This is a genomic window from Flavobacterium sp. S87F.05.LMB.W.Kidney.N, assembly GCF_004366435.1.
Taxonomy (GTDB): Bacteria; Bacteroidota; Bacteroidia; order Flavobacteriales; family Flavobacteriaceae; genus Flavobacterium.
The window spans coordinates 1,053,198-1,065,845 of the sequence record NZ_SODX01000001.1 but is presented as its reverse complement, the minus strand read 5'-3'; the positions used below and the strand labels follow the sequence as shown (position 1 = coordinate 1,065,845).

Here is a 12,648-nt window from a genome sequence, read left to right as displayed (position 1 = left end):
TAAATATTCCCACCAAAAATAGCTCTAACTAATACTGATTTGAATTCATTAATTTAAAAGAAGAACCCAAAACTATTTATTTATGAAAACAAAATTTTTATTACTTAGCACTTGTATTACAATGTCTTTTTTCATCAGCTGTAATTCTGATGAAAAAACAAATGATGGATCTGCAAAAACGATTACGAACGAAGAAATTATCACAAATTCTAAAATCGATGCCTCTGTAGATGATGTTACCAATATTGCCGAAGATCAATTTAGCTCACAAATTAATATTAACGCAAAACCTGGCGGACCTATTAAAAACTTTCTGCCTAGCTGCGCTACCATAACAACAGTTTTAACCAATAATACTTGGACAAAAACAGTAGATTTTGGTGTTGAAGGCTGTACTTTGAATAACGGAAATACGGTTAAAGGAAAAATGATTGTTTCTTTTTCTAATGATTTTAGTTCGTCTACTCAAACTATTAGTTACACTTTTGAAGGATTTTACCATAACGGACGAAAACTTCAAGGAAGTAAAAGTATTGTGAGAACAATTAAAGAAACTAATTTGCTAGTGACAGCTCATCCTGTTTCTACAGCTTCAATTGATTTGACTATTACTTTTGATGACGGAGGCGTTTACACCAGAAAAGGAACTTTGATAAAAGAAATGACTTCGGGTTACGATACTTGGTTTGATTGGGATGATAACGTGTTTGTGGTTACAGGAAGCGGTACAACAACTTTTCCTAACGGAGATACTTACTCGGCAGAAATTACTACTCCTTTAGAGTTTAATGCTTTGTGTAGAAAATCTTTTGCTGTAAAAGGAATTGTTTCGATTACTAAAAACGGCGCTTCGGCAACTATAGATTATGGAAGCGGAGAATGTGATACTCTTGCAACAGTAACTAAAGATGGCGTTACAGAAGAAATAGATTTGAAAAAATAAAATCCTTTTTGCCCGAAAAAAAAGCATTAAGAACAAGATTGATCCTTGTTTTTAATGCTTTTTTTATTTGTTTTATTTTTCAAATGTTCCTACGGAATATATTTTCATTGTCATTATTTTTTCTACCGATGAGATACTCCTACGGAGTATATTGGTTTCTGTTTTTTGAGCAATGAAATATTCCTAACGGAATAATATTTTCAGCGAATATTTACTCTAATACTTTTTTCTACCAATCAGATATTTCTAACGTAATATATTCTGGCGAATATTTATTCTGCTTCTTTATTGGCTAGCTGGCCGCATGCGGCGTCTATGTCTTTACCTCTGCTTCGTCTTACTTTTACAACTATTCCAATATTCTCTAATGCTTTAATATAAGCCGCAATAGATTCTTCTGAAGCTTGCTGGAATTCGCCGTCATCAATTGGGTTATACTCAATCAAATTGACTTTGCAAGGCACATATTTACAGAATTTTACTAATGCATCAACTGAAGCTTTATCGTCGTTAATTCCTTTCCACACTACATATTCATACGAAACTTTGCTTTTGGTTTTTCTGTACCAATATTCTAGAGCTTCACGTAAATCTTTTAAAGGGAAATTTTTACTGAATGGCATGATTCTCGCGCGAGTTTCGTCAATTGCAGAATGTAGTGAAACTGCTAATTTAAACTTCACGTCATCATCTGCCATTTTTTTGATCATTTTAGGAATTCCAGAAGTCGAAACCATAATTCGTTTTGGAGACATTCCTAAACCTTCTTCAGAAGTAATCATATCGATTGCTTTAATGACATTATTGTAATTCATTAAAGGCTCTCCCATTCCCATAAAAACGATATTCGAAAGTGGATGATTATAGTACAAACGGCTTTCTTTATCAATAGCCAGGACCTGGTCGTATATTTCGCCTGGTTCCAGATTTCGCATTCTTTTTAATCTTGCTGTCGCACAGAAATTACAATCTAAACTGCAACCTACTTGACTAGAAACACAAGCTGTGGTTCTGGTATCTGTTGGAATTAAAACAGATTCTACGACAAGACCGTCATGAAGGCGTACGGCATTTTTTACAGTTCCGTCGCTGCTTTTCTGCATCGTATCCACTTTGATATGATTGATCACAAAACTGTTTTCAAGCATAGATCTTGTAGTCTTCGCTACATTTGTCATATCTTCAAAACTGTGAGCACCTTTGCTCCACAGCCATTCATAAACCTGATTTCCGCGAAAAGCTTTATCTCCATTTTCAACAAAAAAATCGCGAAGCTGCTCTTTTGATAAGGCTCGTATGTCTTTTTTCTCCATTTGCATGCTGCAAAGTTAATCACTTTTGTCATTTTTTACCGCTTTTTAGTGCATTCTTAACAAGACCTCAAAAACAGTGAAGAAAATAAGGGCAAATTCAAGTATAATTAAACTCTTCATTCTTTAATATAAAATTTATAATAACTAAAATTTTTTCGCCATAAAAAAAATCGAACGCCAAGCTAAAAAGTCAAAATTTGGCACAAGAATTGTTTTGCTCTCAAAAGAAAAATAATCTTACAAAGAGCTCAATCATTTTAAAATTTGTACTTTTATTTTTCAGCCATATAACCTTTAAGTTTTATCAACCTAAAAAAAATGTAATTATGAAAAAACAAATTTTAAGTTTAGCTGTTGTTGCTTTATTAGCATTTGGTGTTCAATCATGCGAGAAGAAAGAGCCTAAACCTGCAGATGAAGAATTAACTCTTGGAAACAAGGTTGACTCATTAACAACAGATATTAAAGAAGTAACAGACACTGCAGTTAGTAAAGCCGAAAGCGTTGCTGCAAAAGCGAAAGATGCAACAGAAAATGCAGCAAGCGACGTAAAAGATGCAACTAAAAAAGCTGCAAATGATGTTGAGAATGCTGCAAAAAAGACAGCAACTGATGTAAAAGACGCTACTAAAAAAGGTGCAGAGAAAGTTGAAAACGCAGCGAAAGCAGCAAAAGACGGAACTGTAAAAACAGCAAAAGAAGTAAATGAAGCTTTGAAAAAATAAATTTCATCTAAATCTAAATTGAAACCATCCGCCTTGGCGGATGGTTTTTTTTATGCAAAAAACTACGCCGATATTTTTGTACTTTTGCTTCAAATTACAAGATATTACAACATGCATTTCATATCACAAGAATTAGAAGATTATATCGAACAGCATTCTGAAAATGAACCAGAATTGTTAGCTAAACTCAATAAAGAAACTTACCAAAAAATACTTTTACCGAGAATGTTAAGCGGTCATTTTCAAGGACGTGTTTTAAGCATGTTGTCTAAATTGATTCGTCCCGTAAATATTCTTGAAATTGGAACTTACACAGGTTATGCTGCCTTATGCTTATGTGAAGGCATGCAGGAAAATGGTCAATTACATACTATAGATATTAAAGAAGAATTAGTTGATTTTCAGCGAAAATACTTTGATGCATCTCCTTGGGGAAAACAAATTTTCCAGCATTTAGGCGAAGCTGTAAATATTATTCCAGATTTAGATGTAAAATTTGATTTGGTCTTTATTGATGCTGATAAGGAAAATTACCTCAACTACTGGGAAATGATTGTTCCAAAAATGAATAAAGGTGGCATTATTTTGTCTGATAACGTTTTATGGAGCGGAAAAATCCTCGAACCTGTTCATCCAAATGATGTAAGTACAAAAGTTCTTTTGGAATATAATCAACTCTTAAAAGATGATCCAAGAGTCGAAACAGTTTTACTGCCAATTCGTGATGGATTGACGGTTTCGAGAGTGTTGTAGATTTTTAAGATGCTAATGTTCTAAGATGCTAAGAGACTAAGCTTTTTCATTTATTTATCTGTCATTAAAATTAGTTTTCAAAATGAATAATTCAAGAGAAATATATTCTGAAGGTTTTACAATAATAAATAATGTTTACGCTGAAAAAGAGATCGATAAACTAATTTCATTAATTGAAAATAAAACCAAAAATGATTCTGACAATGCTACTTTTAGAAAGTCTCAAGATTTATTTGCTATTAGACAGTTTCACAAAGAAATACCTGAGATATTAGACTTTATTTTTAATGAAAATTTTAAAAAAATTATTGAATCTAATTTTGGAAAAGGATATTTCATAACCAAATCCATATATTTTGACAAGCCTGAAAAATCAAATTGGTTTGTGGCATATCATCAAGATTTGACCATTTCTGTTGACCAAAAAATTGAGGTTGAAAATTTTGAAAATTGGACTTTAAAACAAAATCAATTTGCTGTTCAGCCTCCGAAAGAAATTTTAGAAGATAATTTCACGATCAGAATTCATATTGATAAAACTACAAAGAATAATGGAGCTTTAAAGGTGATCAATAATTCGCATTCGAAAGGAATTCTGAGAATTGAAAACCTAAATTTTGAGACTGAAAAAGAAACGATTTGCGAAGTTGAAAAAGGCGGAATAATGATCATGAAACCATTATTATTTCATGCTTCGAATAAAACTACAAATAACGAACGAAGAAGAGTTATTCACATAGAATTCAGTAGACAACAACTTCCCGAAGGATTAGATTGGAGCGAAAAAATGATTTATAAAAATTAATTCATATATTAAAAAAAGAAAAAGGCTTTAGCGAAAATACAGTAAGTATTTGGCTAAAGCCTTTTTCTTTTAAACCTAATTATCTTCAGCTAAGGATAGAATTCATATAATTTTAAGAGCTCAGTCTCGGGATAGTTCCTTAGAATTTGAGAACCTTAAAAAGAACTATCCTGGGAAATATTGCGGTTTTAATTTTCTATACACTAAATAAAGTAAAGATCCAAAAAGCGCTCCGAAGAAATACCCTGCTAGAATATCACCAGGATAATGCAATCCTAAATAAATACGGCTGTAAGCGAAAACTAAAGGCCATAAAAATAACAACCCAAAATATTTGAAGTGACGTTTTAAAACTAAAAACAAGAAAGTCGCAACAGCCATTGTATTTGCCGCATGCCCAGAGAAAAAACTATATGATTTTCTAACCTGTACAATTCGAATAATCGAAGCTAAATCTGGATTATTACAAGGACGTAAGCGTTGAAAAGTATGTTTGAATAAATTACAGGTTTGATCTGTAAAAGCAATCAAAATTGCTACAAACAGCAATAGATACAAAGTTTGTTTGCCACCTATTTTTTTATAAATAAGATAAAAAAACAATAAAAAAAGTGGCGTCCAATGCAACTGATCGGTAATGAAAAGCCAAAATTTATCGTATGTTTCAGAACCAAGTCCATTAAGATATATTAATAGATTTGTATCTAATTCCTGTATTTTTTCAAGCATTATCTTTGGCGTTTAATAGGTCCGGAAATGGTATCAATATCTTCTTTTACTTTGTCGATTTCATTGGCTGTATCTCCTAAGAGACTTCCATTTTCTCCAAGTATATTAGATTTTGCATTATTAATTTCTGCATTAATATTTCCAGTAATATCCGTCAAAGATTTAGAGTCAAGACCATTAGCCTCTGCTCCCTTTTGAATTTCACTTTTAATATCATTAGTCGCATTTTTTAATTGAGCCATAGCTTTACCCATCGTGCGTGCAATTTCTGGTACTTTATCAGAACCAAAAAGCATTAGTACAATAAACAGTATAAAAACTAATTCTCCTCCTCCTATACCAAACATAACTTTTATTTTTGTTGTCGCAAAGATATTAAATTTTGCAGCGTAGAGTTTTAAAATTAACTTAAAAAGTCCTTTAAAATGTATTTTAATAAAAAAGAAAAAGTTCATCAAGCTTTTACAAACCTGATGAACTTTTAATTATCATTTATTAGTTTAGTCAAATTTTGACTTTGTCTCAACTTTTGGCCAAGAATTATTGGTAACATCGATATCTGCTGTTAACAGTTTTGGATCGACTTGAATACTCTTAATTGCTTTTGTTGTAGCATACACTTTTTTAGCCGTTTCGTTACTTTTTCTCCAGATTTGTGCTGGATATTGGTAACTATCTTTAGAACCGTCTTCATAAGTAATCTCAACTAAAATCGGCATAATCATTCCGCCTGGCTTATTAAATTCAACTTCGTAGAAGTATTTAGGCGATTTGATACTAGCTTTTTCTTCATCTGTAAAAGTCTGATCTACATAATCTGCCAAAGGCTTGAAATCTTCAATTTTTAAAGCTTTTTTCTTTGATTGATTAACTTCTGCATTATCTCCAGAAACTAAATAAACAAAAGGTCCTTTTTCATATCCAAAACGTCCTTTTCTTACTTTGACATCCTTAATATCTGCAGTTGGAGTATCTGAAACATAATATTGTTTTACATCTTTAATTCCGATATCTACAAAATCTGTTGAATAAAACCATCCTCTAAAGAACCAGTCAAGATCGACTGCCGAAGCATCTTCCATAGTTCTAAAGAAATCTTCAGGCGTTGGGTGTTTGAATTTCCATCTGTTTGCATACGTTTTAAAAGCATGATCAAACAATTCTCTTCCCATAACCACTTCTCTTAAAATATTAAGACCAGTTGCTGGTTTTCCGTAAGCATTATTTCCAAATTGGTGAATTGTCTCTGAATTCGACATAATTGGCTCTAAAAACTTTTGATCTCCACTCATGTAAGGAACAATATTTTTTGCTGGTCCTCTTCTAGAAGGGAAATTTGGATCTAATTCCTGCTCTGCTAAATACTCTAAAAATGAATTTAAACCTTCATCCATCCATGTCCACTGACGTTCATCAGAATTTACAATCATTGGAAAGAAAGTATGCCCAACTTCGTGAATAATAACACCAATCATTCCGTTTTTAACTTCTCTGCTTGTTACGCCATTTTCGTCAGGACGACCGTAGTTCCAGCAAATCATTGGATATTCCATTCCTTGATCTTCCGCAGAAACTGAAACTGCTTTTGGATAAGGATAATCAAAAGTATGAGATGAATAACTTTTTAAAGTATGAGCTACAACCATTGTAGAAGTTTCTCCCCAAAGTGGATTTGCTTCTTTTGGATAAACAGATTCTGCCATAACAGTTCTGTTGCCAATTTTTACAGCCATTGCATCATAAATGAATTTTCTTGAAGAAGCAATTCCGAAATCACGAACATTTTTAGCACTAAATTTCCAAGTTTTTTTCTTTTCAGAAAAACCTTTTTCAGCAGCTTCCGCTTCTGCCTGCGTTACAATAACCACTGGTTTATCAAATGATTTTTGAGCCAGCTCGTATCTTTTTACTTGTTCTGCCGTAAATACTTCGCTTCTGTTCATTAATTCTCCTGTAGCATCTATTACGTGATCTGCAGGAACCGTAATATTTACATCAAAGTTCCCAAAAGGAAGAGCAAACTCTCCGCTTCCCCAAAACTGCATATTCTGCCAGCCTTCAACATCATTATAAACTGCCATTCTTGGATAGAATTGAGCAATTACATACAGCTTGTTTCCGTCTTTTTCGAATAGCTCATATCCAGAACGACCGCCTTCTTTTCTATAATTATTGATATTGTACCACCATTTTATTGAGAAAGAGATTTTTTCTCCTGGTTTTAAAGGTGAAGACAAATTAATACGCATCATTGTTTCGTTGATGGTATATGACAATGCATTTCCTTTAGCATCTTTAACTTGCTCAATATTAAAACCGCGCTCTAAATCTTTTTTCAAATATTTAGACGAAAAACCATCTAGAGGTAAAACCTGATTGATTTTTTCACCTTCTGCTAATGAAGTCTGACCATTGGCTCTTGCTTGATTTTGATCCAGCTGCACCCATAAATACTCTAAACTATCTGGCGAATTATTAGAATAGGTTATAGTTTCAGATCCGCTTAATCTTGAATTTTTATCGTCTAATTCAACATCAATTTTATAATCGGCCTGCTGTTGATAATAAGCTGGTCCTGGAGCTCCAGAAGCTGTACGAAACATATTTGGAGTTGCCAGCAAATCGTACATCTGGCTAAATTTATTGGTATCGTATTTTCCCTGCTGTCTAACAGGCGTGGTTGTTGCTTTTTCCTGTGCAACTAACATTGCAGGAAAAAGTAATAATAATGAAAGTTTTTTCATAAAAATCTAATGGTAATTTATCAGGCTGTGAAAATAGCAATTAAAATAATAATTCTAGAAATCCATTAATACTTTAACACTTCTTTTCTTGAAGATTCTGTAAAAAGAACACTTCTTTTGGTATCAAAAGCTGAAATATGTGTAATGTTTTGTTGTTCTGCATTCCAATCTACTAAAAGAGTGTTTGAAATTTCTAATGTTTTAAACTTCTCCACATCTTTAATCCTTGAGTAACAAACTATAACATCATCTGCTTCTACTTCTTTAGATAAAAAAGTTATTGCTTTTGGCTGCCCATTTACTTTGATCAAAAAATTTTCTGAGAGATATTTTTTTAATAAGTCAATATCTGCCTGCGTTTCTTTGCTTGTGCCCACGAATGTTTTTTTGTGATACTTCTTTTCCATTGCATTGTTCAAATCATCAATAAAAATGCGGGAAGTAATCTGCAGCATTTTTTTTTCGACAGCATAATTTACTTGAAAAACCCCAACATAAAATTTATGAAAAGTAAATGCAGATGATAATACAAACAAAACTGCCAGCAGACAGTAAACTAATTTATTTTTCATTTTTGAACAGCAGCAGCTTTCTTAAATTCTTTATTCTTATTCACCATAAAATCCATTAACTGGAATTTTTCATCAGGCTCTAAAAATTGTTTCGAAGCTGCATCATTAGAGCAATACATCAAAAACAATTCTATTTCATCTTCTTTAAGTCCGAGAGTTTTGGTATAGAAATCTTTTGTAAAATTATCTTTAGCATATTCTACAAAAGCAATATCCGTAACCTCTTCTTCTTTTACATCTTCTTTTTTGCTTAAAAGCTTTTTAACATCTTTAAAAATTCGAACAAAGTCCATTCCATATTTAATGGTTTGATCAGAGAGCATTGCTGTGTTTTTGGCTGTCGATTGCTTGTCATCTTCAAACTGCATATCCACTATTCCCTGTGAACCACCTTGCAATGATTTTACTTTTAATTCTTTGTGAACAACAACTTCTTTAAGCTGATTATTCACCAAATCAAGTTTTATTTTAAAAAGAACCTCGGCACAATCTTTTTCTGTCAGAACAATTTTTTTGGATTGAAATGCCAAACCAGAAAACAACAAAGTGTCTTTTGGGCGAGCCATAATATCAAATAAACCACCTGCACCGATAAATGTTCTTACATTTGCATTAATATTCATTACATAGCCACTTTCTATCGCTAGAAAATCATTTATTACTTGACCATGTAATGGCTTTCTTGAACCGTTTTGCCCTAATACAATTTGACAAAATAAGCAGACAACGAGTACTCCTAATTTATTTTTCATTTTCGAGAATTGTTAGATATTTTCTTGCTAGATCTGTGATTAAAAACATACTCATTGTTTTGTTTTTAGTATTCAAAGATACAGCAAATTCAGCATCTTCCACACAAAATAATTGAAATCCTTTTATATAATCCACAGGTATTTTCAATCTTTCGGTATAATAATTCTCGTCAAAAAGGTATTCTAATTTTCTAAAAAGGGCTTCTTTTTTCTCAACATTTACCTCTTTTTTCAACATTGCAGTCCGCCCGGAAATTGCATTTAAAAGCTTATCGACAGAAGTCGAATTTGCAGTATAAACTTTTCGTTCTGCAGGCGTATATTTTTTCTGTCCATACGGAATAATACCTAAATTTTCGGCAGTAATATTGGCATTTTCATTCACAACAACCTCTCTCAGCTCCACCTCTTTTGCGGTCATTTTAACAACCAGTAAATTAGACGCCAAATCCTCTGTTGTAATCCTTAGTTTAAGCGGATCTAAATTCACAGCAGAAAAGACCAAAACATCTCCTTCTCTTACTGCAATCGAAAAATTACCATCAGAATCTGAAATTGTTGCAACCTGAGTTGTATTGTTAATAATATTTACTCCCTCAATCGGCGTTGATTGTTCCATTATTCTACCTAACAACTCTTTAGAATTGTTTTTTTGCCCAAAACCAATCTGAACAAAAATCAAAAGCATTATAACAGTTATTTTTTTACTTATTTTCACTCGCAATTATTTCTTTATACTTTGCCGCTAATTCCCCTAAAAGAAATTCGGTAGAAGTTTTATTTTTAGAATTCAAAATGACGGTAAATTTTTCATTTTCCACAGCATAATATTCAAAACCTTTTACATATTCTGCTGGAATTTTTAAGCGGTCAATAAAATGATCCAAACTAAACATATTCTCCAGAAGTTTCATAAAAAATTCTTTTTTCTCTACTGCCACTTCTTTTTTAAGCATTGCCGTTCTTCCCGAGAAGAAATTTAACAGCGGATCTGCAGAAATAGATCCGCCAGCCATTGTTCCAGCATTTGCTGTAGCATTCAAAGCGGTTGCTGTTTTTAGTTTTCGCTCGGCTGCTGTATATTTTTTTTGGCCTTCAGGAATTATTCCTAAACTTTCTGCATTAATATTATCATATCGTTTTATCACAACTTCTTGTAGCTGATACATTACCATACTAAGCTTAACCGAAAAATTAAGATTGGTAAAATCCTCAGGTTTCAGCATAATTCTTTTTTCTTTAAAACTTATGGAAGAAAACACCAACACATCATCGGCTTTTGCCAAAATCGAAAAAGATCCAGAGGCATCTGTTGTTACTGTTTCTTCTGTCTGAGCATTAATCACATGAACGCCTTCTAAATCTGAGGTATTAGAGGCTATTTTACCATTAAAAACAGAACGATCTTGGACTTGAGACAAGCACGCCTGCCCTACCATCACAACAATTAAAAAACAAGTAATTTTCTGAAACAAAATGAAATAAATTAAAAATATTCTTAAAAGGTAAAAATATCTTAATATCCTCCAAATTTAGTATTAACGACTTGGTAAATATATGTTAATTAAAATCATAAAAAATTATACGAAAAGAGAGTTTTTAATACCTTTAGCAAACAAAATTTGAGTTTAAAAAATCATGAAAAGCATTATTATTGCCAGCACATCTACTCTACACGGAGGCAAATACTTAGAATATCTTTTACCTGCTTTAAAAGAGCATTTTAAAGACTGCAAAACAATTTTATTTATTCCTTACGCACGACCTGGTGGCATTACACATGAAGAATACACGCAAAAAGCTGCCGAATCATTTGCATCAATTAATATTGAGGTTAAAGGGATTCATGAATTTGAAAATCCGCAAGATGCTGTAAAAAATGCAGAAGGAATATTTACTGGCGGAGGGAATACTTTTTTACTAGTTACTCAGTTGTACAAAAACAATATCATGCAGTTACTCTCTGAAACTGTAAAAAACGGAACTCCATATTTAGGCTCAAGCGCCGGAAGTAACATTTGCGGTTTATCAATGCAGACTACAAACGATATGCCTATTATTTACCCGCCAAGTTTCCAGACTTTAGGATTAGTTCCTTTCAATTTAAATCCGCATTATTTAGATGCCGATTTACAATCTAAACACATGGGAGAAACTCGCGAAACAAGAATTAAAGAATTTCATGCGTTCAATTCGATTCCGGTTTTAGGATTAAGAGAAGGAAGCTGGCTGGAAGTTAAGGGAGAAAAAATTACCCTAAAAGGCGATTTGAAAGCGAGACTTTTCAAGAAAAACGAAACACCACAGGAATTAGAAACCGAAAGTGATTTGAGCAACTTAAAATAAAATTCCAATATTTAAATTTCAAATTCCAAATATTTAGCATTTGTCTCTTTTTAAACTTGGAATTTGGAATTTAAAACATTGTAATTTGCGTAATTGCCTAAAAACAAAAAAGCCTCAAACAATGTTTGAGGCTTTTGAAGAGCGAAAGACGAGGCTCGAACTCGCGACAACCAGCTTGGAAGGCTGGAGCTCTACCAACTGAGCTACTTTCGCATTAACAGGGTGCAAATATAAATAATTTAATCTTTAAAAAAAACTAAAATCAAAAATTATTTACTTTTGACAAAAAAAACGAAATCTAAAAGATTCTGTTTTTTTAGAGCGAAAGACGAGGCTCGAACTCGCGACAACCAGCTTGGAAGGCTGGAGCTCTACCAACTGAGCTACTTTCGCATTGGTGGTGCAAATATAAAAAGAAAGTTCAGTTCAAAACAAGCTTTTTCGCAAAAAAAATCAATAAAAATCAACAATTATTTATAACTGATTTAAAATTAAAAAGTTATAAATTCAATTTTTTTCAAAAAAATCATGATTACAATTAAAAAAATTACATCAAAAGAAACTTATGCAGTACGTCAACCCGTTTTAAGAAAAGGAAAACCTATAGAAAGCTGCATCTTTGAAGGAGATGACCTTGAGACTACACATCATTTTGGACTATTTGATAATGAAAATTTAATAGGAATTATTTCCTTATTTAATAAAATCAACACTATATTTGCCGAACAAAATCAAGCTCAAATTCGAGGGATGGCCGTTTTAGAAACGCATCAAAAAATGGGATTTGGCGAAGCTTTAGTCATACATTGTGAAACCTACTGCAATGAAAACAAAGTTGATTTGATTTGGTTTAACGCCAGAACAGCCGCTGTTGGTTTTTATCAAAAAATGAATTATCATCCCCTAGGTAAACCATTTGATATTAAAGATGTTGGCGAACATTATTTGATGTTTAAAAAATTATAA

At 32.4% G+C, this 12,648-nt stretch carries 14 protein-coding genes and 2 tRNA genes; 6 read left to right on the top strand and 10 right to left on the bottom strand.

The features are described from left to right. Positions 1–82 precede the first annotated feature (82 nt). Complete coding sequence (locus EDB96_RS04680) at positions 83–943, top strand: hypothetical protein (protein WP_057117209.1); 861 nt, start codon at positions 83–85, stop codon at positions 941–943. Between the two features lie 272 nt (positions 944–1,215). Here EDB96_RS04680 and rlmN read toward each other — a convergent pair whose 3' ends face one another. Then, complete coding sequence (rlmN, locus tag EDB96_RS04675; RefSeq protein WP_134139432.1) at positions 1,216–2,262, bottom strand: 23S rRNA (adenine(2503)-C(2))-methyltransferase RlmN; 1,047 nt, start codon at positions 2,260–2,262, stop codon at positions 1,216–1,218. A 320-nt stretch (positions 2,263–2,582) separates the two neighbouring features. On the opposite strand from rlmN, the gene EDB96_RS04670 reads away from it, so the two are divergent. From EDB96_RS04670 to EDB96_RS04660, 3 genes are all read left to right on the top strand, one after another. Next, a complete protein-coding gene (locus EDB96_RS04670) occupies positions 2,583–2,981 on the top strand; it encodes a hypothetical protein (RefSeq protein WP_134139431.1) in 399 nt (132 codons plus the stop codon). A 111-nt stretch (positions 2,982–3,092) separates the two neighbouring features. Next, on the top strand, positions 3,093–3,734 hold the full coding sequence (locus tag EDB96_RS04665; protein WP_111284805.1) for an O-methyltransferase: 642 nt from the start codon (positions 3,093–3,095) through the stop codon (positions 3,732–3,734). Positions 3,735–3,816: 82 nt separating this feature from the next. Continuing rightward, the gene (locus tag EDB96_RS04660) at positions 3,817–4,539 is read left to right on the top strand and encodes a phytanoyl-CoA dioxygenase family protein (protein WP_134139429.1); all 723 of its coding nucleotides are present in this window, start codon (positions 3,817–3,819) and stop codon (positions 4,537–4,539) included. A gap of 165 nt (positions 4,540–4,704) precedes the next feature. Here the strand turns inward: EDB96_RS04660 and EDB96_RS04655 are convergent, their stop codons facing one another. The 7 genes from EDB96_RS04655 to EDB96_RS04625 all read right to left on the bottom strand — a co-directional run bounded on the left by EDB96_RS04655 (position 4,705) and on the right by EDB96_RS04625 (position 10,811). Next, positions 4,705–5,268 (bottom strand): phosphatase PAP2 family protein, encoded by a 564-nt coding sequence (locus tag EDB96_RS04655; RefSeq protein WP_134139428.1) that lies wholly within the window; start codon positions 5,266–5,268, stop codon positions 4,705–4,707. Then, complete coding sequence (locus EDB96_RS04650; protein ID WP_113679888.1) at positions 5,268–5,615, bottom strand: twin-arginine translocase TatA/TatE family subunit; 348 nt, start codon at positions 5,613–5,615, stop codon at positions 5,268–5,270. The genes EDB96_RS04655 and EDB96_RS04650 overlap by 1 nt, the downstream gene beginning before the upstream one ends. A 153-nt stretch (positions 5,616–5,768) precedes the next feature. After that, the gene (locus tag EDB96_RS04645) at positions 5,769–8,012 is read right to left on the bottom strand and encodes a M1 family metallopeptidase (RefSeq protein WP_134139427.1); all 2,244 of its coding nucleotides are present in this window, start codon (positions 8,010–8,012) and stop codon (positions 5,769–5,771) included. A 65-nt stretch (positions 8,013–8,077) separates the two neighbouring features. Beyond that, positions 8,078–8,584 carry a DUF6702 family protein gene (locus tag EDB96_RS04640; protein WP_134139425.1) on the bottom strand — a complete coding sequence of 169 codons (507 nt, stop codon included), beginning with the start codon at positions 8,582–8,584 and terminating at the stop codon, positions 8,078–8,080. After that, positions 8,581–9,336, bottom strand: coding sequence for a hypothetical protein (locus EDB96_RS04635; RefSeq protein ID WP_057117221.1), 756 nt, complete (start codon positions 9,334–9,336; stop codon positions 8,581–8,583). Before EDB96_RS04635 ends, EDB96_RS04640 begins: the two co-directional genes overlap by 4 nt. Continuing rightward, complete coding sequence (locus EDB96_RS04630; RefSeq protein ID WP_134139424.1) at positions 9,326–10,024, bottom strand: carboxypeptidase-like regulatory domain-containing protein; 699 nt, start codon at positions 10,022–10,024, stop codon at positions 9,326–9,328. The genes EDB96_RS04635 and EDB96_RS04630 overlap by 11 nt, the downstream gene beginning before the upstream one ends. Positions 10,025–10,040: 16 nt before the next feature. Beyond that, positions 10,041–10,811, bottom strand: coding sequence for a carboxypeptidase-like regulatory domain-containing protein (locus tag EDB96_RS04625; RefSeq protein ID WP_134139423.1), 771 nt, complete (start codon positions 10,809–10,811; stop codon positions 10,041–10,043). A 163-nt stretch (positions 10,812–10,974) separates the two neighbouring features. Here EDB96_RS04625 and pepE point away from each other — a divergent pair, with 163 nt between their 5' ends. Then, positions 10,975–11,682: a dipeptidase PepE gene (pepE, locus tag EDB96_RS04620; protein ID WP_134139422.1), complete on the top strand. Its 708-nt coding sequence runs from the start codon at positions 10,975–10,977 to the stop codon at positions 11,680–11,682. A gap of 140 nt (positions 11,683–11,822) precedes the next feature. On the opposite strand, the gene EDB96_RS04615 is transcribed toward pepE, so the two are convergent. Beyond that, positions 11,823–11,895 (bottom strand) — tRNA-Gly (locus EDB96_RS04615). Positions 11,896–12,002: 107 nt separating this feature from the next. Then, a tRNA-Gly gene (locus EDB96_RS04610) sits at positions 12,003–12,075 on the bottom strand. A 135-nt stretch (positions 12,076–12,210) separates the two neighbouring features. Between EDB96_RS04610 and EDB96_RS04605 the strand changes: the two genes are divergently transcribed. After that, a complete protein-coding gene (locus EDB96_RS04605; protein WP_166669265.1) occupies positions 12,211–12,648 on the top strand; it encodes a GNAT family N-acetyltransferase in 438 nt (145 codons plus the stop codon).